The sequence below is a fragment of the Streptomyces albiaxialis genome (genome assembly GCF_039530985.1).
In the GTDB taxonomy this organism is placed as follows: domain Bacteria; phylum Actinomycetota; class Actinomycetes; order Streptomycetales; family Streptomycetaceae; genus Streptomyces; species Streptomyces albiaxialis.
Genome location: NZ_BAAAPE010000012.1, coordinates 143015 through 167199, shown reverse-complemented (window position 1 = coordinate 167199; position 24185 = coordinate 143015). Strand labels below are relative to the sequence as shown.

The 24185-nt window shown below is 72.1% G+C and carries 20 protein-coding genes and 1 pseudogene; 11 read left to right on the top strand and 10 right to left on the bottom strand.

Going from position 1 to position 24185, the window contains the following annotated elements; genetic code table 11:
* Positions 1–60 precede the first annotated feature (60 nt).
* Positions 61–822: pseudogene (locus ABD343_RS23050) on the top strand (pirin family protein); the annotation flags it as partial.
* On the opposite strand, the gene ABD343_RS23045 reads toward ABD343_RS23050, so the two are convergent.
* Entirely contained in the window at positions 763–3288 is a 2526-nt protein-coding gene (locus tag ABD343_RS23045) for an ATP-binding SpoIIE family protein phosphatase (protein ID WP_344531201.1), read from the bottom strand. The pseudogene ABD343_RS23050 and the gene ABD343_RS23045 overlap by 60 nt on opposite strands.
* Positions 3289–3406: 118 nt before the next feature.
* On the opposite strand from ABD343_RS23045, the gene aspS reads away from it, so the two are divergent.
* Complete coding sequence (gene aspS / locus ABD343_RS23040) at positions 3407–5173, top strand: aspartate--tRNA ligase (protein WP_344531315.1); 1767 nt, start codon at positions 3407–3409, stop codon at positions 5171–5173.
* Between the two features lie 178 nt (positions 5174–5351).
* Positions 5352–5939 carry a Uma2 family endonuclease gene (locus ABD343_RS23035; RefSeq protein ID WP_344531200.1) on the top strand — a complete coding sequence of 196 codons (588 nt, stop codon included), beginning with the start codon at positions 5352–5354 and terminating at the stop codon, positions 5937–5939.
* Positions 5940–5954: 15 nt separating this feature from the next.
* Here ABD343_RS23035 and ABD343_RS23030 read toward each other — a convergent pair whose 3' ends face one another.
* The 3 genes from ABD343_RS23030 to ABD343_RS23020 all read right to left on the bottom strand — a co-directional run bounded on the left by ABD343_RS23030 (position 5955) and on the right by ABD343_RS23020 (position 10251).
* Positions 5955–8558, bottom strand: coding sequence for an ABC transporter permease (locus ABD343_RS23030; protein ID WP_344531199.1), 2604 nt, complete (start codon positions 8556–8558; stop codon positions 5955–5957).
* Positions 8528–9268, bottom strand: coding sequence for an ABC transporter ATP-binding protein (locus ABD343_RS23025; protein ID WP_344531198.1), 741 nt, complete (start codon positions 9266–9268; stop codon positions 8528–8530). Before ABD343_RS23025 ends, ABD343_RS23030 begins: the two co-directional genes overlap by 31 nt.
* 134 nt (positions 9269–9402) lie before the next feature.
* Entirely contained in the window at positions 9403–10251 is an 849-nt protein-coding gene (locus tag ABD343_RS23020; RefSeq protein WP_344531197.1) for a TetR/AcrR family transcriptional regulator C-terminal domain-containing protein, read from the bottom strand.
* A gap of 84 nt (positions 10252–10335) precedes the next feature.
* Between ABD343_RS23020 and ABD343_RS23015 the strand changes: the two genes are divergently transcribed.
* The 3 genes from ABD343_RS23015 (at position 10336) to metG (ending at position 14174) form a co-directional block, all read left to right on the top strand.
* Positions 10336–11871 carry an MFS transporter gene (locus ABD343_RS23015; RefSeq protein ID WP_344531196.1) on the top strand — a complete coding sequence of 512 codons (1536 nt, stop codon included), beginning with the start codon at positions 10336–10338 and terminating at the stop codon, positions 11869–11871.
* Positions 11872–11881: 10 nt separating this feature from the next.
* Positions 11882–12487 (top strand): hypothetical protein, encoded by a 606-nt coding sequence (locus ABD343_RS23010; protein WP_425578245.1) that lies wholly within the window; start codon positions 11882–11884, stop codon positions 12485–12487.
* Positions 12488–12557: 70 nt separating this feature from the next.
* The gene (metG, locus tag ABD343_RS23005) at positions 12558–14174 is read left to right on the top strand and encodes a methionine--tRNA ligase (RefSeq protein ID WP_344531195.1); all 1617 of its coding nucleotides are present in this window, start codon (positions 12558–12560) and stop codon (positions 14172–14174) included.
* An 81-nt stretch (positions 14175–14255) separates the two neighbouring features.
* Here the strand turns inward: metG and ABD343_RS23000 are convergent, their stop codons facing one another.
* Positions 14256–14897, bottom strand: coding sequence for a hypothetical protein (locus ABD343_RS23000; RefSeq protein ID WP_344531194.1), 642 nt, complete (start codon positions 14895–14897; stop codon positions 14256–14258).
* A 269-nt stretch (positions 14898–15166) separates the two neighbouring features.
* Here ABD343_RS23000 and ABD343_RS22995 point away from each other — a divergent pair, with 269 nt between their 5' ends.
* Positions 15167–15748, top strand: coding sequence for a DUF4232 domain-containing protein (locus tag ABD343_RS22995; protein ID WP_344531193.1), 582 nt, complete (start codon positions 15167–15169; stop codon positions 15746–15748).
* On the opposite strand, the gene ABD343_RS22990 is transcribed toward ABD343_RS22995, so the two are convergent.
* Both ABD343_RS22990 and ABD343_RS22985 read right to left on the bottom strand, forming a co-directional pair.
* Complete coding sequence (locus ABD343_RS22990; RefSeq protein WP_344531192.1) at positions 15699–15932, bottom strand: DUF397 domain-containing protein; 234 nt, start codon at positions 15930–15932, stop codon at positions 15699–15701. The genes ABD343_RS22995 and ABD343_RS22990 overlap by 50 nt on opposite strands.
* Complete coding sequence (locus tag ABD343_RS22985) at positions 15899–16759, bottom strand: helix-turn-helix domain-containing protein (protein ID WP_344531191.1); 861 nt, start codon at positions 16757–16759, stop codon at positions 15899–15901. The genes ABD343_RS22990 and ABD343_RS22985 overlap by 34 nt, the downstream gene beginning before the upstream one ends.
* 127 nt (positions 16760–16886) lie before the next feature.
* On the opposite strand from ABD343_RS22985, the gene ABD343_RS22980 reads away from it, so the two are divergent.
* Positions 16887–17258, top strand: a complete 372-nt coding sequence (locus ABD343_RS22980) for a hypothetical protein (protein WP_344531190.1) — start codon at positions 16887–16889, stop codon at positions 17256–17258.
* On the opposite strand, the gene ABD343_RS22975 is transcribed toward ABD343_RS22980, so the two are convergent.
* Positions 17245–17976, bottom strand: a complete 732-nt coding sequence (locus tag ABD343_RS22975; RefSeq protein ID WP_344531189.1) for a DUF981 domain-containing protein — start codon at positions 17974–17976, stop codon at positions 17245–17247. The genes ABD343_RS22980 and ABD343_RS22975 overlap by 14 nt on opposite strands.
* Positions 17977–18133: 157 nt before the next feature.
* Between ABD343_RS22975 and ABD343_RS22970 the strand changes: the two genes are divergently transcribed.
* Positions 18134–20227 carry a PhoX family protein gene (locus ABD343_RS22970; protein WP_344531188.1) on the top strand — a complete coding sequence of 698 codons (2094 nt, stop codon included), beginning with the start codon at positions 18134–18136 and terminating at the stop codon, positions 20225–20227.
* A gap of 185 nt (positions 20228–20412) precedes the next feature.
* Here the strand turns inward: ABD343_RS22970 and ABD343_RS22965 are convergent, their stop codons facing one another.
* Entirely contained in the window at positions 20413–21327 is a 915-nt protein-coding gene (locus ABD343_RS22965) for a LysR family transcriptional regulator (RefSeq protein ID WP_344531187.1), read from the bottom strand.
* 110 nt (positions 21328–21437) lie between these two features.
* On the opposite strand from ABD343_RS22965, the gene ABD343_RS22960 reads away from it, so the two are divergent.
* Both ABD343_RS22960 and ABD343_RS22955 read left to right on the top strand, forming a co-directional pair.
* Complete coding sequence (locus ABD343_RS22960; protein ID WP_344531186.1) at positions 21438–21629, top strand: hypothetical protein; 192 nt, start codon at positions 21438–21440, stop codon at positions 21627–21629.
* Positions 21630–21653: 24 nt separating this feature from the next.
* Positions 21654–23021 (top strand): NAD(P)/FAD-dependent oxidoreductase, encoded by a 1368-nt coding sequence (locus ABD343_RS22955; protein WP_344531185.1) that lies wholly within the window; start codon positions 21654–21656, stop codon positions 23019–23021.
* A gap of 8 nt (positions 23022–23029) precedes the next feature.
* On the opposite strand, the gene ABD343_RS22950 is transcribed toward ABD343_RS22955, so the two are convergent.
* Positions 23030–24151, bottom strand: a complete 1122-nt coding sequence (locus ABD343_RS22950; protein ID WP_344531184.1) for a magnesium and cobalt transport protein CorA — start codon at positions 24149–24151, stop codon at positions 23030–23032.
* Positions 24152–24185 lie beyond the last annotated feature (34 nt).

The window sequence follows — 24185 nt, the reverse complement described above, 5'->3', positions numbered from 1 at the left end:
TGGCGTCGTCTTCCCAGGTCAGACACCATGCCGTGAGTACCCCCCCAACTGATAGCATCCAAGGGCACCCCCTGGCACCCGCACCGGGGCTTCGAGACCGTGACGTACCTGCTCGACGGAACGTTCGTGCACCAGGACTCCGAGGGCGGCGGCGGGGTCATCAACGACGGGGACACCCAGTGGATGACCGCCGGGAGCGGCCTGCTGCACATCGAGGCGCCGCCGGAGTCCCTGGTCATGAGCGGCGGGCTCTTCCACGGCCTCCAGCTCTGGGTGAACCTCCCGAAGGCCGACAAGATGAAGGCGCCCCGCTACCAGGACATCGGCGGCGGCAGCGTGAAGCTCCTCACCACGCCCGACGGCGGCGCCCTGCTCCGCCTCATCGCGGGCGACCTCGACGGGCACGAGGGGCCGGGCGTCACGCACACCCCGATCACGATGATCCACGCGACGGTCTCGCCGGGCGCCGAGGTCACGCTGCCCTGGCGGACGGACTTCAACGGACTCGCCTACGTCCTGGCCGGGCGCGGCACGGTCGGTACGGACCGGCGCCCCGTCCATACCGGGCAGGCGGCCGTGTTCGGCGAGGGCGGCTCGCTGACGGTGCGGGCCGACGAGCGGCAGGACGCGCACACCCCGGACCTGGAGGTCGTGCTGCTGGGCGGGCGTCCGATCAGGGAGCCGATGGCGCACTACGGGCCGTTCGTGATGAACAGCCACGCCGAACTCGCCCAGGCCTTCGAGGACTTCCAGGCCGGGCGGCTAGGACGGATCCCCGCCCGGAAGGTCCCCGCCCGGAAGGTCGATGCCGAAGAGCTCTGAGGCCAGGTCCTCGCCGGACAGGGTGCCCGCATCCGCGCCCGTACGGCGTTCGCGGATCTCGAACCAGATGCACTTGCCCTCGCCGCGCGGGTCCACGCCCCAGCGGTCGGCGAGCATCTCCAGCAGCACCAGCCCGCGCCCCGACGAGGCCATCTCGCCGGGGCTGCGGCGGTGCGGCAGCTCGTCGCTGTGGTCCAGGACCTGCACGCGCAGCGTCCGCGCCTCATGAGAGCCGGTGCCGGTGCCGGTGCCGGAGTCGGCGCCGGTGGCCGAGTCGGAGCCCGCGACCTCGGTGAGGCCGGTGATCTCGGCGACGAGGAGGGCGTCGCCGTCCGTGTGCACGAGGACGTTCGTGAGCATCTCGGAGAGCATCAGCACGGCCCCGTCGACCTGGTCCTCGTCGGCCCAGTCGTGCAGCAGGTCGCGGAGCTGGTGGCGGGCCTCGGCGATACGGTCCGGCTCGGCCTGCGCGATCGTCAGCACGCTGCGGCGGGACGAGACAGAGCTGCCGTCCGGGGCCGTGCCCGTGGGGAAGGGGCCGGGGGCGAGCAGCAGCAGGGCGATGTCGTCGGCGTGCGCGGCGGCGTGCCGGCCGCCCAGCGGACCGGGGACGCGGGCGCCGCGCGGCCCGAGAACGCCCTCCACCAGGGCGTCCGCCAGCGCCTCCAGGTCGCCCGGGTCGCCCGGGCCCTCGCCGCGCGCGTGCTCCTCGACGACCTCGCGGATCCGGGTCCAGCCCGTCTCCAGGTCGTGGCCGCCGGTCTCGATGAGGCCGTCGGTGCACATCAGCAGCCGCTCGCCGGGCTCCAGGACGAGGCGGGTCGTCGGGTAGTCGGAGTCGGGGTCGATGCCGAGCGGCAGGCCGCCGGCGGTGGGCCGTACGAGCATGGGCCCGCCCGGCATCTGCACGGCCGGGTCGGGATGGCCCGCGCGGGCGATGTCGAGGGTGCCGGTGGAGGGGTCCACCTCGATGTAGAGGCAGGTGGCGAAGCGCGGGTGGTCGGCCTCGGCCTCCGCGTCGCCGGGGGACTCGGGCCCGGTCACGGCGGTGGTCGCGCCGGGGGGCGCCCCCGACTCCTCCCCGGCGCCCGTACGGGGCCGCAGCTCGCCGAGGGAGGAGGCGCCGCTCATCCCGTACAGGAAGCGGGAGGCACGGGCGAGGACCGCGTCGGGGTGGTGGCCCTCGGAGGCGTAGGCGCGCAGGGCGATGCGGAGCTGGCCCATGATGCCCGCGGCCCGCACGTCGTGGCCCTGGACGTCGCCGATGACCAGGGCCGTACGGCCGGAGGGCAGCGGGATCACGTCGTACCAGTCGCCGCCGACCTGGAGACCGCCGCCGGTCGGGATGTAGCGCGCGGCCAGCTCCATGCCGGGGATGACGGGCTTGCGGGCGGGGCGCATGGTGCGCTGGAGGCCCGCGGTCAGCTCGCGCTCGGACTCGTTGAGGGTGGCGCGGGAGAGGGCCTGCGCGAGCATCCGCGCGACGGTGGTGAGGACGGCGCGCTCGTCGGGCGTGAAGGCGATGGGCCGCCCGAAGGCGACGGCCCAGACGCCGATGGCGCGGCCCGCGACGATCAGCGGCAGATACGCCCGGGACTGGTGCCCGGCGGCCGGGTCGCCCGGGGCGGGGGCCCGCTCGGGGTAGCGGCGGGCGTACTCGTCGGGTTCGAGGAGGTAGATCGCGCGGCTCGTGCGCGCGGCCTCCGCGGCGGGGTGGTCGTGGTCGGTACGCAGCCCCCGCGCCCCCGCACCGTCCGTGTCGGCGCCCGCGGGCCCGGCCGGGCCCGCGGGCCCGGCGGGACCGGCGGGGCTCAGGGCGGGGAGGCGGTCGCCGTCCAGCGCGTAGAGCGTGAGCGCGTCGGGCGCGAAGCCCGGCATGGCGAGGGAGGAGGCGACGCGCAGCACGTCGGCGGTGGTGTACGCCTCGGACAGGGCGCGGCCCGCGTCCAGGAGGAACGCCTCGCGGTTGCGGCGCCAGTCCCAGTCGGACGGCGCGGAGGGCGAGGCGGCGGCGTGGGCGGGGGCCGGAGGGCCGCTCGCGGCCTCCTCGTCGAGCGCGGCGCCGACGGGCTCGGGCACCTCGTAGAGCAGGCCGACGATGCGGGTGGTGGACTCGGGGGAGCCGGGCCCGGAGATCTCGGCGTGGGTGGCGCGCAGCGGCCTGACGAGGGTGCGCACCGTCCGTATGACCTTGCCGTCGCGGTCCACGACCCGCATCGTGGCCTCGGCGGGCGTGTGCTCGGTGAGGGCGAGGGTGACGATGCCCTGGAACGTCACGTAGTCCACCGCGTGCAGGTGCGAGCGGACCGCGTTGCCCTGGAGGGTGAGGTCGCCGGTGCGCGTGGTGGGATCGGGGGTGACGCCGAGGAGGTGCGCGCCGTGCGCGTCGAGCGTCACGAGACCTGTGGCGATGTCCCAGGTCCAGAGCCCAGCGCCGGTGGCGGTGAGGGCTTCCTCGGTGCGCATTGCACTACTTTATTCGGACCCGTGCGGGTTTCGGAAACGGGGGCGAGGGGGGCTTCCGCTGGGCGGTAGTCTGAGAAGCATTCTCTGTGACTCCTGAGCCGAACGACTTGGATGAATGATGCATCGGTACCGGTCCCACACCTGCGGCGAGCTTCGCGCCTCGGACGTCGGCGCTGACGTCCGGCTGAGCGGCTGGCTGCACAATCGCCGGAACCTGGGCGGCATCCTCTTCATCGATCTCCGTGACCACTATGGCATCGTCCAGCTCGTCGTCCGCGACGAGGCCGGCGAGATCAACGAGAAGCTGAGCTCGCTCTCCAAGGAGACGGTGCTCCGCGTCGACGGCAAGGTCACCGCGCGCGGCACGGAGAACGTGAACCCGGAGTTGCCGACGGGCGAGATCGAGGTCGAGGTCGCCGACGTCGAGGTGCTGGGCGGCGCGGACCAGATCCCCTTCACGATCAACGCGGAGGACGGGGTCAACGAGGAGCGGCGCCTGGAGTACCGCTTCCTGGACCTGCGCCGCGAGCGCATGCACCGCAACATCATGCTGCGCAGCAAGGTCATCTCCTCGATCCGCGAGAAGATGACGGCGCAGGGGTTCAACGAGATGGCGACGCCGATCCTGTCCGCCACCTCCCCCGAGGGCGCCCGGGACTTCCTCGTCCCCTCGCGGCTGCACGCGGGCAAGTTCTACGCGCTGCCGCAGGCCCCGCAGCAGTTCAAGCAGCTCCTGATGATCGCGGGCTTCGACCGGTACTTCCAGATCGCGCCCTGCTTCCGCGACGAGGACGCGCGCGCGGACCGCTCGCCCGGTGAGTTCTACCAGCTCGACATGGAGATGAGCTTCGTCGAGCAGGAGGACGTCTTCGAGGTCATCGAGAAGGTGATGACCGAGCTGTTCCAGGAGCTGGGCGAGGGCCGCGAGGTCACCTCCCCGTTCCCGCGGATCCCGTTCCGCGAGGCGATGGTGAAGTACGGCTCGGACAAGCCGGACCTGCGCGCTCGCCTCGAACTCACCGATGTGTCGGACGTGTTCAAGGGCTCCGGCTTCAAGGCGTTCGCCGACAAGCACGTGCGCGCGCTGGCCGTGCCGGACACCGCGGAGCAGCCCCGCAAGTTCTTCGACCAGATGGGCGACTTCGCCGTCGAGCAGGGCGCGAAGGGCCTGGCGTGGGTGCGGGTCGGGGACGACGGCGCGCTGGCGGGCCCGATCGCGAAGTTCCTGACGGAGGACGACGTCCAGGCGCTGACGGACGCGCTGTCGCTCAAGCCGGGTTACGCGGTCTTCTTCGGCGCCGGCGAGTTCGACGAGGTCTCGAAGATCATGGGCGCGGTCCGCGTGGAGGCGGCCCGCCGTGCCGGGCACTTCGAGGAGAACGTCTTCCGGTTCTGCTGGATCGTCGACTTCCCGATGTTCGAGAAGGACGAGGACACCGGCGAGATCGAGTTCTCGCACAACCCGTTCTCCATGCCGCAGGGCGGCCTGGAGGCGCTCCGCACCAAGGACCCGCTGGACATCCTGGCCTGGCAGTACGACATCGTCTGCAACGGTACGGAGCTGTCGTCCGGCGCGATCCGGAACCACGAGCCGGAGATCATGTTCGAGGCCTTCGGCATCGCGGGCTACTCACCGGAGGACGTCCGCCGCGACTTCGGCGGCATGCTCCGCGCGTTCGAGTACGGCGCCCCGCCGCACGGCGGCATCGCCCCCGGCATCGACCGCATCGTCATGCTGCTGGCCGACGAGCCGAACATCCGCGAGACGATCGCCTTCCCGCTCAACAACAACGCCCTGGACCTGATGATGGGCGCCCCCAGCGAGGTCGACGAGAAGCGGCTGAAGGAGCTGCACCTGTCGGTGCGGAAGCCGCAGGTGAAGTAGGCGAGAAGAGGGCGGCGAGCAGTCGTCCACCCGCACGAGGGAAAGGCCCGGGATCTTCGGATCCCGGGCCTTTCGTATGACTAGGTTCCCCGTCATGGCAGAGACGTCAGTGAAATCCGGCCGCGCGTGCCGGAGGCCCGTACCGTGGAAGGCACCACCCATCCCGGAGGAGGCCGTTGTGAGCAGCGCGGAGGAGCGGTCCAGCGTCCTGACCCAGGACCAGTTCGAGGAACTGTCGAGCGCCGCCGACAGGGTCAGCGACGCACTCCGCCTGGAGTTCGTCGCCGGGAAGATGGGAATCAAGGCAGTGCCGGACGGTAATCACGGGCGGATCATCGAGTGGCTGCAGCGGATCTGCATGCAGTCGAAGCAGGACTTCTGGCTCTATCCCGATCAGGGGCTCCGCGTCGAGACGTACCGCAATGGCAACGCCCGCCCGGACGGCACCTTCGCCGAGAGCGGTACCTTCGTCGGCCAGGGCGAGTGGGCCGACACCGAGGGCGTCCTGATGGTCGTGGAAGTCACCTCCCGGGACCGTGACACCAACCAGCGCGACCGCGTCGACAAGCCTCGCGCCTACGCCGAGGCCGAACTGCCCGTCTTTCTGCTCATCGACCGCATCACCGGCGAGGTCAAGGTCCACTCCCAGCCCGACGGGGAGCGGTACGAGCAGGTGACGACCGTGCCGTTCGGCAAGACCGTCACGCTGCCCGACCCCGTCGGTATCGAGCTGGACACCGAGCCGCTCAAGGAATGGGCGGACTGAGGTCCGCGCGCTCCCTCATTCCGCCGCCACCGCCGCGTCCGCCTCGCGGCCCCGGGTCACCGACCAGGTCGCCGCGAGGGCGGCGCCCAGGGTGAGGGCCGTGGCCGTGCCGGCGACCGCGGCGTAGATGGAGAGGGGGCCGCTCGGGAGCCAGGTGTCCGCCGCCGCGACCGCGAAGGGGATCAGGGACGTGGCCGCCGCCAGGGTGCCCAGGAGGAGGCCGACGGCCGTGACGAGCAGGGCCTCGACCGAGACGGTGCGCAGCACCTGGGCGCGGGTGGCGCCGCCGAGGCGCATGAGGCCGAACTCGCGCTTCCGGTTGGTGACCGACAGCACCTGGGAGTTGACGACGGCGATGGCCGTATAGGCGACGATCATGCCGACGAGCAGGTAGTTGATCCACGCCTGGAGCTGGACGTCCTCCGCGTTCGCGGCGAGCAGAGCGTCGCGGTCGGCGGCCTGGAGGCCCGGGTGGCCCTCCGTGAACCGGTGCAGGGCCGCCATCAGTTCGGCCCCGTCCGTGCCCGGTTCGGCCCGCACCATGATCTGCCGGGGCAGGCCCGTGGTGGTGTGCGGGGCGAGGAGGCTCGCGGGGGCGAGCGCCGTCTCGTATCCGGCGCGGCCCTCGAACAGGGCGACGATATGGACGTCGGTGGCGGCGCCGTCGCCCAGGCGCAGCCGCAGCGTGTCGCCGACGCCCTTGCCCAGCTCGTCCGCGCGGCTCTCGGGCAGCGCGACCGTGCGGCCGGTGAGCGCGGAGAGGCTTCCCTCGGTGGGGCGTACGGCGGTGGTGCGGGTGGCGTCGCGGCCGGTGACGCCCTGCAGGGGCAGCCCGTCGCCGTCGTCCGCGCCGTCGTGCGGGCGTTCGACGTGGCCGGTGGTGGTGACGTACGCGCTCGCGGCGGCGACGCCGTCGAGCTTCCGGACGCGGTCGGTCAGCGCGGGGTCCACGCCGCCGACGGGCGCGGTCAGCACGGCGTCGGCGCGCAGGTTCTCGCGGAAGGCGTCCTCGGCGGCCCGCACCTGCGTGGTCTGCAGGTACAGGTTGCCGACGGCCATGCCCGTGGCGAGCAGGACGGGCGTGACGACGGAGGCCATACGGACCGTGCGGGCGCGGGAGTTGAGGAGCGCCAGCTCGCCGCTGGGCCCGCGGCCGGTCAGCAGCCGGACGAGGGGCGAGACGAGGAACGTGACGAGCTTGGTGAGGCCGGGGCCGAGCAGCGCCAGCCCCGCCGCCGCGCAGATCACCGTGGGCCCGGCCGTGCTCGCGGCGATGGGCCCGTCGAAGAGCAGCACCGTGAGCGTGGCGAGGGCGGTCGCGCCGCCGAGGAAGAGGACGGCGAGGACGAGGCGCACGGGGTGCAGCCAGCGCTCGCCCGTGGCGGCCTCGGTCAGGGCCCGGCCGGGGTGGGTGCGCACGGCGCGGCGGGCGCCGACCGTGCCGCCGACGAGCGCGGTCAGCAGCAGCGCGCCGCCCGCGGCGACGGCGGGGATCCAGCCCTGGCTGTGGACGACGGCGCCCTCGACGAGACCGGCGTCCACCAACCGCGTGAAGAGCTGCTCCCCGGCGTACGGGCCCGCGAGCGCGCCCCCGGCGGCTGCGAGCAGCGCGACCAGCAGCGTCTCGGCGAGCAGCATCCGGCGGAGCTGGCGCGGCGTGGCGCCCGTGGCTCGCATCAGGGCGAACTCGCGGTGTCGCTGCCGCACGGACAGGGAGACGGTCGAGACGACGACGAACACCGCGACCATCGCGGCCAGTCCGCCGAAGACCGAGGCGATGACGATGAGCGACTCGCGGTCCCGCTCGACGTCCGGGTACTCGACGGCGCCCCGGTCGTCCCCGGAGACGACCTTCGCGCGGGCGCCGGACTCCGCCACGCGCTCCGCGAGCCGCGACTTGAGCGCGCCCACGTCCTGGCCCGGCGCGGCGACGACCGCGATGTCGGCGATCTCGCCGCCCGCCAGCGCGCGGGCCCGCGCGTCGGTGAAGAAGACGACGGCCTTTCCGGCCTGCCGTCCGCCCCGGGGCGCCGCGATGCCGCTGACCTCGTACGTACGGGTGCCGCCGGGCACGGCGAGGCGGATCCGGTCGCCGGGCTCCGCGCCCGCGGCGCGTGCCGTACGGGCGTCGAGGACCACCTGGTCATCGGCGGCGGGGGCCCGGCCCGCGCTCGTCCGGTAGGGGGTGAGCGCGGCCGAGCTCCAGCCGTGGCCCTCGACGTCCGTACGGCCGCCGTCCGTGCCCCGCCCGCCCAGCACCGCCGCGTCGAACACCGGCTCGGGAACCGCGGAACGCACCCCCGTGGTGCTCCGCACCTCCCGCACCAGTCCGTCGCGTACGGGCACCCGCTCGGTGAGGACGGCGGACTCGCTGTCGTCGGCGCTCCGCCCGGTCAGCTCGTACGAGCGGTCGCCGGTGACGACCAGGTCGGCGCCCGCGAGGCGCTGCGGCGGGGCGTTGTTGCGTACGCCGGTCTCCAGGAGGCCGCCGCAGGCCATCACCAGGACCGTGCCGAAGAAGAGCGCGAGGAAGGTGGCGACGAAGCCGCCTCTGCGGAACCGCAGGGTGCGCCAGGCGAGGACGAACATCAGGCCGCCGCCCCCATCGGGGTGTGCCACGGGCGGGTCATGCGCTCGGCGACCCGCTCGGCGGTCGGCGCGTCCATCGCGTCGGCGATACGGCCGTCGGCGAGGAAGAGCACACGATCCGCGTACGAGGCGGCGACCGGGTCGTGCGTGACCATGACGACGGTCTGGCCCGTCTCCCGCACGGCCTGCCGCATCAGCCCCAGGACCTCGGTCGCGGTGTGCGTGTCGAGGGCGCCGGTCGGCTCGTCGGCGAAGAGGACGGCGGGCCGGGTGGCGAGGGCGCGGGCGATGGCCACGCGCTGCTGCTGGCCGCCGGAGAGCTGCGCGGGCCGGTGCTTGGCGCGGTCGGTGAGGCCGACGCGGTCGATGACGGCGGCCAGGTGGCGCCGGTCGGGGCGCTTGCCCGCGAAGCGCAGCGGCAGCGCGACGTTCTGCTCGACGGTCAGCGCGGGCAACAGGTTGAAGGACTGGAAGACGAAGCCGACGCGCTCGCGGCGCAGCTTCGTCAGCTCCGTCACGTTCATGGAGCCCAGGTCGTGGCCCTCGACGGTGACCGTCCCGGAGGTCGGCCGGTCGAGCCCGGCGGCGCACTGGAGGAACGTGGACTTGCCGGAGCCCGAGGGGCCCATCACGGCGGTGAAGCTGCCCGGCGCGAAGTCGGTGGAGACACCGTCCAGCGCGATGACGGTGGCGTCGCCCTTGCCGTAGGTCTTCCGCACGTCCTTGAGCTGTACGGTCATCTCGCCGCTCCCGCCGGGTCGTTGTGCGCCTGTGTGCTGCCGCTGTGTGCTGCCGTTTTCCGCTGTCTACGACGTTAGGCAGCGGCGGGTCGCGGCCCCAGGGCCCCAAGTGGCGTCTGCGGGGGTGGTGCTGGCTACACCCCGGGAGGGGGCTGGGTCCGGGCGGCGTGCGCGGCGAAGCCGTCGAGGAGCAGGGCGAGGCCCGCCTCGAAGTGGGTGTCCCAGTCGCTGCGGGCGGGCGTGGCGTGGGCGGCGAGCGTCGGGTAGCGGTCGGCGGCCTCGCGCAGCCGTTCGGCGAACGCGCCGCGCGCCCGGCCGTCCTCGGCGCCGTCCGGCCACGCGGTCTGGGTGGCGACGGAGCCGGTCACCTGCTGGGTGACCAGGGCGGCGGCGGAGGCCAGCGCGGTGCCGTCGAAGCCCGCGCGGACGAGCGCCGCGTGCACGAACTCCGCGCGGGCCAGCGCGTTCGGGCCCATCAGAGGGCGGGTGACGGCGAGCCCGGCGGCCCAGGGGTGGCGCAGCAGCGCGGCGCGCAGCTCCCGCATGAACAGCGCGACGTCCGCGCGCCACGTGGCATGCGCCTCCCCGGCGGGTGCCTTCCCGCCGTGCGACTCCCCGGCGTGCGCCTTCCCGGGGTGCGGGTCCCCGGCGTGCGACTCCCCGGCGTGCGCTTTCTCGGTGTGCGCCTCCCCGGCGGGCGGCAGCGTGACCTCGCCGAACACCGCGTCGAGGGCGAGGTCGAGCAGGTCGTCGCGGTGCGGCACGTGCCAGTAGAGGCTCGTGGCGTGGACGTTCAGCGCGTCGGCGAGCTTGCGCATGCTCAGCGCGGCGACGCCGCCGCCGTCCAGCGCGGCGACGGCCGCCTCGACGATCCGTTCGCGCGAGAGCGCGGGTCCGGTGCGGGACGCCCGGCGCGGCTCGCGCAGCCAGACGGCACCGGGCAGGGCGGCATCGGTCCCGGACCGGGGGCGCTTGGGGCTCATGGCGCCCGATCCTACGCACTTGACCTACGCCGTTGCCCTGGTCCTACAGTGTCGGTCACTCACCCAACACTGTAGGGGGAACCGATGACCGACCCCGAAGGCCACCCCCGGCGCCGGGCGATCCTCGCCGCGCTCTGCGCCGCGCTCCTCGTGATCGTGCTGGACAACACCGTCCTCAACGTCGCGCTGCCCGACCTCGCCGAGGACTTCGACGCCTCCACGGGCACGCTCCAGGCCGTCATCGACGCCTACGCGGTCGTCTTCGCCGGGCTGCTCATCGCCGCCGGAGCCGCCTCCGACCGCTACGGCCGCCGCCGCGCCCTGCTCACCGGGCTCGCCGTGCTCGGCCTCGCCTCGGCCGCCGCCGCGCTCGCGACGTCCGCGTGGTGGCTGATCGCCATGCGCGCCGCGATGGGCGCCGGCGCCGCGCTCGTCATGCCCGCCACCCTCGCGATCCTCGTGCGGGTCTTCCCCGCGCGCGAACGCCCCCGCGCCTTCGCCGTCTGGGCCGCCGTCGCCGCCGTCGCGATGGCCGCCGGGCCCGTGCTCGGCGGCGCGCTGGTGGCGGCCTGGAGCTGGGCCGGGGTCTTCCTCCTCAACGTCCCCGTGGTCCTCGCCGCCGCGCTCGCCGTCGCCCGCCTCGTCCCCGAGTCCCGCGACCCCCTCGTCCGCCCCGTCGATCCCGCGGGCGCCGCGCTCGTCACCGCCGGGATGGTCGCGCTGACCGGAGCGGTGATCGTCGCGGGCCACGGCGGTACGGGCCACGGCGGTACGGGCCCGGGCGGTACAGGCGCGGGCGGTACGGTCGTCCCGGCAGCCGGTCTCCTCGTGGCCGCCCTCGCGCTCGCCGCGTTCGTACGGCGCCAGCGGCGCGCGCCCGCGCCCGTCGTCGAGTTCGCGCTCTACCGCGACCGCCGCTTCGCCGGGGGCAGCGCCGCCGCCGCGCTGCTCACCCTCGGCACCGGCAGCGCCCTGTTCGTCCTCGCCCAGTACCTCCAGCTCGTCCGCGGGCTCTCCGCGCTGGAGGCCGGGGCCGCGCTCGTGCCGCTGGCGCTCGGCACGGTGCTCGGCTCCGCGCTCGGCGGGCGCGCGCCCGCGCGCCTCGGGGCCCGCGCCACGATCGTGCTCGGCTTCACCGCGACGGCCGCCGGTTTCCTGCTGCTCGCCGCGCTCACCCCCACCAGCCCGTACGCGCTGGTCGCGGGCGGGCTGCTGCTCCAGGGCTGGGGCACCGGCTTCTCCAGCCCCGCGACGACCGCCACCGTGCTCGGCGCGGTGCCGTCCGAGCGCGCGGGCATGGGCTCCGCGCTCAACGACACCCACCAGCAGCTCGGCATCGCCCTCGGCGTCGCCCTCCTCGGCAGCCTGCTCGCCGCCGTCTACCGCGCCGCGCTCCCCGCCTCCGTGCCCGCCGGGGCGCGCGGCTCGCTCGCCGCGACCCTGCGCGCGGCGGACGGGGGCGGCTTCGCCGGCGCCGCGAAGGACGCGTTCGTCACCGCCCAGTCCGTCACGATGCTCACCGCCGCGGGCTGCGCGCTGACCGGCGCGCTCGTCGCGGGCGCCGTACTCAGGGACCCGTTGAGTACGCGGACTCAGGACCCCGGCGCGCCCGCTCCGTAGCGTCGGTGACGTGACCATGGACGAGACGGCGGACAAGGCCCTGACCGGCGGCGACGGCAAGTGGACGGTCGGCTGCGCCGTCGCGCTGACGATCCTGACGGTTCTGGCCGGACTCGGGGCCGTCGCCCTGAGGGAGTTCGAGCAGGGCCTCGACGGCACCGGCCAGATCGAGACCTCCGACGGCCCGGACGGCAGCGTCACCGAGCCCTTCACATCCGGGGCCACCGCGCGCTACGAGGACGGGCTGAAGGTCACCGTGGGCGACGCGGAGAAGGGCCGGGGCGGCGTCCACACCTTCGCCGTCACCTTCGAGAACGGCACCGACGAGCCCCTCCCCCTCGACGACACCGGCAGCTACGCGGCCGACGGCCTGCTCGACGTCTGCGAGGGCGACCCCCGCGACGACTGCGCGCCCGGCGACGCCCGCGACGTCACCTGGCTGAACGCCGAGAGCGTCACCGCCCGCCTCACCGGCACACTCGACCCGGGCGAGAGCCGCACCGTCCCCCTGCGCATCGAGGGCGACGGCGAGGGGGCCCAGCCCGTGACCGTCGAGACGACGCCGTACTCCGCATCCCACCGTGACACCGTGTACTGGCGGCTCGACATCGGCTGAGCGACGGGCCCGCGTTCACCGCCCGTGATCGGGGGAAAACCGGGTTGCCGGGGCCGATAGGATTTCGCCCATGGCGGCCACTGGATCAGAGCAGAAGGGGCAGAAGGCGTACTACGTCTCCACCCCCATTTATTACGTGAACGACGCTCCCCACCTGGGCCACGCCTATACGACCGTCGCGGGCGACGTGCTCACGCGCTGGCACCGTCAGCGCGGCGAGAAGGTGTGGTACCTCACCGGCACGGACGAGCACGGTCAGAAGATCATGCGCACCGCGGAAGCCAACGGGGTCTCCCCGCAGGAGTGGTGCGACAAGCTCGTGGAGGAGGCCTGGAAGCCCCTCTGGGAGCACCTGGACATCGCGAACGACGACTTCATCCGCACCACGGAGAAGCGCCACACCGACCGCGTCCAGGAATTCGTGCAGGACCTCCACGACCGGGGCGAGATCTACCAGGGCGGGTACGAGGGCCCGTACTGCGTGCCCTGCGAGGAGTACAAGACCTACGCGGAACTCCTCGACGGCGAAGGGGACTTCGAGGGGCAGAAGCTCTGTCCCATCCACAAGAAGCCGGTCGAGATGCTGAAGGAGGAGAACTACTTCTTCAAGCTCTCGGAGTACGGCGAGAAGCTCCTCGCGCATTACGAGGCGAATCCCGACTTCATCCAGCCCGAGTCCGCGCGTAACGAGGTCATGCAGTTCGTGCGCCAGGGCCTGGAGGACCTCTCCATCTCGCGCTCGACCTTCGACTGGGGCGTCAAGATCCCCTGGGACGACAAGCACGTCATCTACGTGTGGATCGACGCCCTCCTGAACTACGCGACGGCGGTCGGTTACGGCGCGGACGAGCAGAAGTTCCAGGAGACCTTCCCCGCCGACGTCCACCTCGTCGGCAAGGACATCCTCCGCTTCCACGCGGTCATCTGGCCCGCGATGCTGATGGCGAACGGACTCCCGCTGCCCCAGCGCGTCGTCGCCAACGGCTGGCTGATGGTCGGCGGCGAGAAGATGTCCAAGTCCAACCTGACGGGCATCTCCCCGCAGCAGCTCACCGAGCACTTCGGCGTCGACGCCTACCGCTGGTACTTCCTGCGCGCCATCGCCTTCGGCCAGGACGGCTCGTTCTCCTGGGAGGACTTCTCCGCGCGCTACACCAGCGAGCTGGCCAACGACTACGGGAACCTCGCCTCGCGCGTCGCCGCCATGGTCGGCAAGTACTTCGGCGGCACGCTCCCGGACGGCTCCGCGGCGCACGGCGACGCCGAGCAGGTCCTCGTGGACGCCCTCGCCAAGGCGGCCCGGGACGCCGACGAGAAGATCGGCGACCAGCTCGACTTCGCGGGCGGCATCGCGGCCGTCTTCGACTTCATCAAGCTGGTCAACGGCTATCTGACCGAGCAGGAGCCCTGGAAGGTCGCCAAGGACAAGTCCGACGAGGCCCAGGCCCGTCTGGCGACGATCCTCTACACGGCGGCCGAGTCGCTGCGCGCCTGCGCGGTGCTGCTCAACTCCGTGATGCCCACGACCTCCCAGAAGCTGTGGGACTCCCTCGGCGCCGAGGCGTCCCTGGGCGCCCTCGCCGACCAGCGCGTCGCCGACGTGGCCGACTGGGGCAGGCTCCCGGCCGGTTCGACGGTCACCAAGGGCGCGGTGCTCTTCCCGCGCCTGGAGGAGCCGAAGGCGTAACGCGCGCCCGCACCGTACGAGGAAGGGCCCGGAACCGGCGCACGTGCCGGTTCCGGGCCCTTCCTCCGTCTCGTACGGCCGCTACTTCACGTTCCACAGCAGCGGGTTGCTCAGGTCGCCCGCCCACGCGACCTGCTTCGGCTCCGTGCCCTCCGGCAGCAGGAACGTCGAGCAGAGGGAGTCGGTCATCCCCGCCTTCCACGTCTTGTCGTCGTCATCGGCCGGGCAGCCGCCCTTGATGTCGGACGCGCCGATGGCGATCAGCTTCTTGCCGGGTTTGTCGTCGTCGCCGAGGACGCGGGCCTTGATGTTGAAGTCCGGCTGGTCGAGCTTCTGCGCCGACTTCACGTTGTACTTGAAGTAGACGAAGACCGGGTACTGCCCCTTGACGTCCTTGCTCTTGAGCCCGGCCGCGAGCAGGTCCGCGTTGGTGCCCTTGTCCACCTTCTGCGAGGTGATCTGGAGCTTCGCCTTCCCCGAGCTCATGTCGAAGTCGTGCGTGCCGGGGGCCGTCTGGCCGACGGTGAGGGGCCCGGACGGGGCCTCGTCCTCCTGCTCCTTCTCCTTGTCCTGGGAGCCCTGCTCGGTCTTGTCGGCCGAGGAGGACTTGCCCTTCTTCCCGCCGTCCGACGAGTCGTCGTCGGAGCCGCAGCCGGTGAGGGCGAGCGCCAGGACCGTGGCCGGAACGACGGCCCGGAGGAGGGTCTTTCTGCCGTGCGACATGCGGTGACACCTATCCGTAGGGGGAACGTGAGTAAAGGGAGTCTAAAGACGACTCTGTGACAGGAGGGTCCGCGTTCCGGAACAGGAGGGTCCCCACCCGGCCGCACCGTTCCCGGTTCCCGTTCCAGGAACAGTGCTTTTCCGCAGGTCAGAGTGCGTTTCGCCGTTCCAGCTTCCCGTCTCTCCCGCAGATCGTTGCGGTCCGGACGGCCGGGACCGGAGGCTTCTTCCCAGCAAGCACGAACCGATCACTCCGGGGGGAGAATCCCATGCGTAAGAGCTTCATCCGCGCCACCGCACTCGCCGCCACCGCGTTCGCCGCCTTCTCGCTGACCGCCTGCGGCAGCAGCGGCGGTGACAACGCCTCCGGCGGCAAGGAGAAGAAGATCAACTCCGTGAACGTCGGCGCCAAGAGTGCCGCCGGGAAGGGTGTCGAGCAGACCTGCGGCGCGAACGATCTCTCGTGGACCGTCCGCTCCAAGACCCAGGCCGGCGGCTACAGCGAGGTCATGGTGAAGGCCAACGAGGGCATCACCTGCTGGCTCCCCGCCGAGCTGCCCTCCGTGCGCTACAACCCGAGCGACGGCTCCGGCTTCATCGTCGCCCGGGGCGTCGAGCAGGAGGGCCCCAAGGCGATCAAGCTGAGCGGCGACACGGTGGCCTACGCCGGTGTCAGCCCCAAGTCGACCAACAACAACGACGGCAAGGAAGCCACCGAGTTCCGCATCAAGGTCAGCGACAACGACACGGCCTACGAGAGGACCATTCAGGTCGGCCCCGAGACCGTCGACGAGCCCATCGTCACCAACTGGCACCTGGACCCGCAGGACGCGGTCCCCGGCATTTACTGATAAACGCGGACCACGCGGCCCCCGAGAACTGGAGCGTCCCGTTCTCGGGGGCCTTGCTGTCCCTCACGGGGACGAGACCGCTCGGTGACGTGCCGATCTCGACACACTCGCCCCCCTGCGCGTCGCTGTAGCTGGACCTGCGCCATGTGGTCAGGGGTCGTTCGACGGCGGAGGAGGAGGACATCCGTAGCGCTCCTTCAGCGTTGACCTGATCAGGTCCCGACTCTCCTCGGGAGAGAGGGAGTCGACCATCAGGCGGTCGTACATCGTCGCGTACTTCTTCACAGTGTGCGCCGACTCTACGACCTCGCCCCCCGCCGTTCCCGCCAGATAGGCGATCGAAGGCCGGTCGGGAAACTCCAGCAGCGTCACGGGGCCGTCCATCATGCCGTGGTGGCCCGCTTCAAGCGGCAGGATCTGAAGCTCGACATGGGGCTTGGCCGCGGCCATCAGCATGTGGTTGAGCTGGTCGCGCATGATCGAGTCGTCGTCGCCGAAGGGGCGCATCAGAATCGTCTCGTCGATGACGGCCCACAGATGCATCGGGTCGGGCCCCGTCAACAGGCTCTGTCGGCTGGTCCGCGCCTCGACCAGGCGTTTCAGCGCGTCGTCGGTGATGCCGGGCTGCCCCACGGAGAAGAGCGCCGCCGCGTACTCCGCGGTCTGGAGGATCCCGGGGACGAGCTGCACCGCGTACTTCCGCATGCGGCAGGCCGACCGCTCCAGGTCGACATAGGGGCGGAGCCACGAGGGATGGTTGAGCCGATTCATGTGGAACCAGGCGACGTTCAGCTCGTCCGCCGCCTCCAGGACGCGGTCGAGATCCTGGGTGAGGGCCTCGTTCGGCGGGTCCGTGGCCAGCTCGATCTGGGCGACGCGCGTAGCCGACACGTAGAGGCGGTCCGCGAGGTCCTGCTGGGTCCAGCCGTGGCCCTCCCGTAGGCGGCGGACCTGGGAGCCGAGGGCCGCGGCCAGCGACGCGCGGGGGTCGAGTTCCTTGGGACGGGCCATGCGCGCCCTCCTTCTCTCCAACGGCGGCGTCAATCACAAAAGTTGAAGCGGTTACCCCTAGTGAGCGTATCGACACACAACCAGCATCGGTGGTGGCACAGAGCAACTGGCCATGAAGGAGAGAGAGATGGCCACCTCCGTTCGCGAAGGCGACAACAACGACCAGCCCCGCCCCCAAGACGAGCACGAGGCGCTGAGAGAGCGCGTGCGGCAGCTCAACCGGGACTCTTGTGAGGACCGTTCGGGCAAGCGGGGTGAGGCAATGTTTCTGCTGATGAACCCGGGAGAGTGTTGCCGTTGTGGGCTGCGTGTGACGCGGCGGGCGCTGATCGCGATCATCGAGACGGGATCGGGGCCGGGTGGAAGCGCGTACGCCTGCCTGCCGTGCGCGCGGGAGTACGCGACGACCCCGCTCGCCCCCGAGTGGCTGCCGGACACCATCCGGGAGGCGGCCGGGGAGGCGCGCGGGGCCGGTGAGGGCGGACTCACATCGTGTTGACGATGAGGCCGATGTGCGTGAAGTAGTTGAGGCCGCCGAAGAGGAGGAAGGCGAGGCCGGAGAGGGTCCAGGCCACGCCGACCGTGAGGACGAGGGGGCGGCTGCTCGGCTTGCGCAGCGCGAGCGGGAAGAGGAGCGCGCCGATCCCTACGAGCACGTAGAGCGACGACATGAAGCTCGCCTCCAGCATGGGGTGGTCGGCGAACTCGCCGGAGATCGGCTCCTCCGGCGGCGCGGCGAACAGCGTGTACTTCCAGCCCGCCGCCGCGATGCCGAAGCAGGCGAGGCCCATCCCGAGGACGAAGAGGGAGAGGGGTCCGGCGAGGAGGGCGACGCGGGCGGGGCGTTCGGGGCCCTCGGCGAGGGCGTCGCCGCGCTTCCAGAGGAAGAAGGCGGCGGCGGAGAGGAAGACGCCGAAGGCGAGGGCCGGCTCGCCGAAGACGATGTTGTCGAACGGGAAGCCCTGCCCGGCGAGCGGCCAGGTGAGCGTCATATGGAGCCCGGTGACGGTGAGCGTGAAGCCGAGCGCGCCGAACGCGAGCGCCCAGCTCTCGGGGACGATCTTGCGTTCGCGGGCGAGGAGCTGGCGGCCGAGCGCGACGACGAGCAGCAGCCCGGCTCCCGCGGCGACCGACATGAGCGTGTTGTAGGTGGGCATCTTCGTCCAGTCGATCTTCAGACCGGGCGCGGCCAGGTGCAGCAGGGAGGGGTGGGTCATGGTCGCGGGATATCCGATTCCGGGCATTCCGGGTGCGCGTCGGCGTGTGACACGCGCGCGGATTCACCCGTAGTTCACTCCGCCGACGCCCGGCGGCGGATCTTCGCCCATAGCGTCACGCTTCGCGGCCGACGTTCGGAATCCGGAGGGACATCCCATGCCTGAACTGCTGCCCCTGCTGCCCTCGCACCCCGGTGGGAGATCAGCCATGACCTGTCGCTACCGGTGCGGTGACGCGTGCTTCCACGAGGTCCCCAACACCAGCGACAACGAGTACGTGGGCGACGTCATCGCCCGTGCCCTCTCGCGCCGCTCCGTGCTGCGCGCGGGCGCCGTCGTCGGTGCGACCGTGGCCGCGGGCGCCGCGCTCGGCGGCGGCCCCGGCGCGACGCCCGCCGCCGCCGCGCCCGCGGCGGAGGCCGCGAAGCACGGCGGCAGGCACGGGAAGCCCGCGAAGGGCCTCCGCTTCACGCCCGTGGAGCCGAACACCACGGACAGGGTCACGGTGCCCGAGGGCTACGCGCAGGGCGTCGTCATCCGCTGGGGCGAGCCCATCCTGCGCGGCGCGCCCGAGTTCGACCCGGCGAAGCAGAGCGCGAAGGCGCAGGCGGGGCAGTTCGGTTACAACAACGACTTCCTCATGCTGATGCCGCTCGACCCCGGTCACGGCCGCTCCGAGCACGGCCGCCAGCTCCTCGTGGCCAATCACGAGTACACCAACGAGGAGCTGATGTTCGCGGGCTACGACCCGAAGAAGCCGACCCGCGAGCAGGTCGAGATCGCCTGGGCCGCGCACGGCCTGTCGGTCGTCGCCGTCGAGGAGAAGCGGACCTCGGGCGCGCTCACGCCCGTACGCCGCCACCACCTGAACCGGCGGATCACGGCCACCACGCCGTTCCGCGTCACGGGCCCGGTGGCGGGCAGTGAGCTGCTGCGCACGAAGGCGGACCCGAGCGGCCGTAAGGTCCTGGGCACCCTCAACAACTGCGCGGGCGGCACCACCCCGTGGGGCACGATCCTGTCGGGCGAGGAGAACTTCAACCAGTACTTCGCCAACGCCGAGAAGGTCACCGACCCCGGGCGAGCGAAGACCCTCAAGCGGTACGGGCTCTCCGGCGGCGCCAGCGAGCGGCAGTGGGAGAAGTACGACGAGCGCTTCGATGTGGCCGAGGAGCCGAACGAGCCGCACCGCTTCGGCTGGGTCGTCGAGATCGACCCGTACGACCCGCACTCCACGCCCCGCAAGCACACCGCGCTGGGCCGCTTCAAGCACGAGGCGGCGCAGGCCCGGCTCACCCCGGACGGCCGCGCGGTGGTCTACATGGGCGACGACGAGCGCTTCGACTACTTCTACAAGTTCGTCTCGAAGAAAAAGATGATGCGCGGCCACAGCGCCGCCTCGCGCGAGCACAACATGTCGCTGCTGGACGAGGGCACGCTGTACGTCGCGAAGCTGACCGGCGACAGCCCCGAGAGCGAGATCGACGGCACCGGGAAGCTCCCGGAGGACGGCGAGTTCGACGGCAGGGGCGAGTGGATCCCCCTGGCGAGCGGCGACAAGTCGTTCGTGCCGGGCATGACCGCCGAGGAGGTCTACGTCTTCACGCGGCTCGCGGGCGACAAGGTCGGCGCGACGAAGATGGACCGCCCCGAGGACGTCGAGCCGAGCCCGCGCACCGGCCGGGTGTACGTCGCGCTGACGAACAACACCGACCGCGGCAAGGACGGCAAGGCGGGCCCCGACGAGGCCAACCCGCGCAAGGGCAACAAGCACGGGCAGGTCCTGGAGCTGGCCGAGCACGGCGACGACGGGCGTTCGACGCGCTTCCGCTGGCGGCTCTTCCTGGTCTGCGGCGACCCGGAGGACCCCGGCACGTACTTCGGCGGCTTCCCGAAGGACCAGGTCAGCCCGATCTCGTGCCCGGACAATGTGACCTTCGACCCGTACGGGAACCTGTGGATCTCCACGGACGGGAACGAACTGGGCTCCCATGACGGCCTGTTCGGCGTCGCTACGGAGGGGAAGCGACGAGGACAGGTCCGCCAGTTCCTGACGGTGCCGACGGGCGCGGAGACCTGCGGCCCGCTGGTCCAGGAACGGCGCGTGCTGGTCGCCGTCCAGCACCCGGGCGAGGTCGACGGCGCGAGCGTCGAGAAGCCGGCCTCGACCTGGCCCGACGGCCCGGGCACGTACGTGCGCCCGTCGGTCGTCGCGGTCTGGCCGAAGGACGGCGGCCGCGTGGGCGCGTAGCGCCCGTACGCCGGGACGCGCGTGGTCGTCCGGATCCGCCGGGGCCGTGGGGATCGGGACACCGCGCGCGTTTCGCGTGTCAGCCGCGCGAGAGGTCTCAGCCGCGCGAGACGGTCCGCGCGAGCGTGCCCGTCACCTTCTCGACCAGGAGGTACCAGTCCGTACGCCCCGGCGCCTCCGTACCGTCAGCTCCACGTCGGGTCCTCCCGCTCGCTCAGGGCCGCCAGGGCCACGGCGATCGCCGGGTGGGTCTGGCTGCCCGCGCGGACGACGCTGAGGAGGCGGCGGGTGGGGCGGGGGGTGCCCGCCAGGGGGGTTCTGGTGACCGGGAGGTTGTCGGGGACGCCGATCAGGCGGGGGACGAGGGCGATGCCGAGCCCGTGGGCGACGAGGCTGGCGCGGAGGGCGAAGTCGCACGCCTGGTGGACGATCCTCGGCGTGAAGCCCGCCGCGCTGCACGCCGCGAGTTCGAGCTGGCGGGCCGACATGCCCGGCATGCTGACGATCCAGCCCTCGTCGGCGAGGTCGCCGAACGCGACGGTGTCCCGGTGCGCGCACGGGTGGTCCTCGTGCGTGAGGACGTCGTAGGGATCGTCGAAGAGCGGCGCGTGATCGAAACGGACGTCGCCCTGCGGGGGGTTGCTCGGCGTGGACTCGACGACGCCGAGGTCCGCGTCCCCGGAGAAGAGCAGGTCGTAGCAGTCGGGCGGCTCGGCCTCGCGGATCTCGACGGTGAGTTCGGGATACGTGGCGTGCAGGCGGGCGGCGAGGGGCGCGAGGAGTGTGCCGGCCGCCGTGGGGAACCCGGCGAGCCGCAGGACGCCGCTCGGCGCGGCCGACTGGGCGGCGTGCAGCTCGCCCTCGGCCCGCTGCCAGTAGCTCTCGATGTGGTCGGCGTGCCGCAGCAGCCCGCGCGCGGCGGGTGTGAGGCGGACGCGCCGTCCGACGGGTTCGAGCAGCTCGACGCCCAGCTCGGCCGAGAGGCGCCGCACCTGCTGCGAGGCGGCCGACGGCGTCATGTGGACGGCCTCGGCGGCGGCGGTCACGGTGCCGTACCGGTCGACGGCCCGGAGCACGGTCAGGCGTCGCAGGTCAATCATGAAGTCATCGTGCACGATTCCGAGCAGAAAGCGAACCTGGAAATTCACGGTTTCGGCGCCCACGCTGGCAGGGACGGCCCCCGTCCCTCTGATGGAAGGAGCGCTTCCCCATGTCCTCGTGCCCGTACTGCGGTTGGCCCGACGACGAGCCCGCGCAGATCGTCTCCGAGCACCCCACCGGCGACGGCGCCACCCGGTGGACCCGCTGCTGGTGCGGCTCGCTCCAGATGCGGCACGTCGCGCGCGGCGGCGAGCAGCGGATCACCGTACGTGGACGCCCGCAGCGCGCAGTGGCGGGGTGATATGCCCCGTGCGAGCCTTTTCGTATGGAACGGACCAAGATCCTGATCGTGGGCGGCGGCTTCGCGGGCGTCGAGTGCGCCCGCGGCCTGGAACGCGGCCTCCAGCCCCACGAGGCGGAGATCTCGCTGGTCACCCCGGCCAGCTACGAGCTGTATCTGCCGCTGCTCCCCCAGGTCGCCGCCGGTGTCCTCACGCCGCAGTCGGTGGCGCCGCCGCTGCGCCGGGTGCTGCGCAGAACCGGCATCGTCCCCGGCATGGTCGTCGGCATCGACACCCGCGACCGGGTCTGCGTGATCCGGCTGATCTCCGGAGAGCTGGTCAACCGGCGCTACGACAAGCTGGTCCTCACCCCCGGCAGCGTGACCCGCAGTTTCGACATCCCGGGGCTCGACGAGCACGCGCGCGGCATGAAGACCCTCGCCGAGGCGGCATACGTCCGTGACCACGTCATCGCCCAGCTCGACCTCGCCTGCGCCAGCCACGACGAGAAGGAGCGCGAGGGACGGCTCCAGTTCGTGGTCGTCGGCGGCGGCTACGCGGGCACGGAGACCGTCGCCTGCCTCCAGCGGCTCACCAACGCGGCGGCCAAGCGCTATCCGCGCCTCGACCCGACGCAGGTCAAGTGGCATCTGCTCGATGTCGCGCCGAAGCTCATGCCGGAGCTGGGCGACAAGCTCGGGCGGCGCGCGATGAAGATCCTCCAGTCGCGGGGCACGCATGTCTCGCTCGGCGTCTCGGTCGCCAAGGCCGAGGAGGACACCATCACGCTGACCGACAACCGGGTGCTGCCCTCCCGCACACTCATCTGGACGGCGGGCGTCGCCGCCAGCCCGCTCATCGGCACGCTCGACGCGGAGACGTGGAAGGGGCGGCTGATCGTCAACTCCGATCTGACGGTGCCCGGTTGCGAGGGCGTCCTCGCGCTCGGCGACGCGGCGGCCGTGCCGGACCTGGCCAAGGGCGACGGCGCCGTCTGCCCGCCCACCGCGCAGCACGCCTCCCGGCAGGGCCAGCACGCCGCGCGGAACCTGATCGCCGCGCTGCGCGGCATGGCGACGACCCCGTACCGGCACAAGGACCTCGGGCTCGTCGTCGACCTCGGCGGCACGGACGCGGTGGCGCGCCCGCTGGGCTTCGAGATGTCGGGGCTGCCCGCGCAGGCGGTGACCCGGGCCTACCACCTGCTGGCCCTGCGCACGTTCACGGCCCGTTTCCGTACGGTCGCGAACTGGGGCCTCAACGCCCTCACCGGCGACGACTTCCTGCGCACGGGCTTCCTCTCGCGCCGCCCCGCCACCCTGCGCGACATGGAGGCGACGGACGCGTACGTCACCCCGGAGCGGGCGCGCGAACTCGCGGAGGGCCAGAGCGGCAGGGGCGGTCAGCCCTAGAGCCAGCCCTAGAGCCAGCCGTTGCGGCGGAACGCGCGGTACATCAGCACGCACGTCACCACGATCGTCACCAGGACCGCCGGGTACATGAACGGCCAGTGCAGCTCGGGCATGTGGTCGAAGTTCATCCCGTAGACCCCGCACACCATCGTCGGGACGGCGACGATCGCGACCCAGGCGCTGACCCTGCGCATCCCGTCGTTCTGCGCGGCGGTCACCTGGGCGAGGTTGGCCTGGAGTATGGAGTCGAGGAGGGCGTCGAAGCCGGCGATCTGCTCGACGGCGCGGGTGAGATGGTCGTGGACGTCGCGGAAGTACTTGCGGATCTCGGCGTCGATCAGCCGGTTCGGCTGCGCGGAGAGTGCCTCCAGGGGGCGCGCGAGCGGCCCCACCGCGCGCTTCAGCTCCAGCAGTTCCCGCTTGAGCTGGTAGATGCGGCCCGTATCGACCTCGCCGATCCGGGTGTTCTCCTCGTTCGGCGAGAACACCTCGCTCTCCAGGAGGTCGATGTCGTCCTGGAAGGAGTCGACGACGTCGAGGTAGTCGTCGACGACATGGTCGGCGATGGCGTGCAGCACCGCCGCCGGGCCCTGCGCCAACTGCTCGGGGTCGCGCTCCAGGGTCTCGCGCAGCGGGCCCAGCGAGCCGTGGGAGCCGTGCCGCACGGTGATCACGAAGTCGGTGCCGGCGAACACCGTGATCTCGCCCGTGTCCACGACCTCGCAGGTGGCGGTCAGCTCCTCGTGCTCGACGTAGCGCACCGTCTTGAAGACCGCGAACATCGTCGACTCGAACCGCTCGACCTTGGGCCGCTGATGGGCCTCGATCGCGTTCTCCACCGCCAGCGGGTGCAGCCCGAACAGCTCGGTGAGCCGCGCGAACTCCTCCTCCGTCGGCTCGTGCAGCCCGATCCAGACGAAGGCGGAGGCGTGCGACGAGTCGCGCACGTACCGCAGGGCCTCCTCCGGCGTGCGGTCCCCCAGTTTGCGCACCCCGTCCTCGTACGCGGCGCAGCGCACCACGGAGGTGCCGAGGGGGGAACGGGAGGGGTGGGCGAGGTCCACTCCGGGACGCGGGACACGGGCGCGGACCACCCGCCGCAGACTGCGGACGACCGGGACCGACGGCATGTGGGGGCTCCTTCGGACTTGAGCGGTCAGTGTG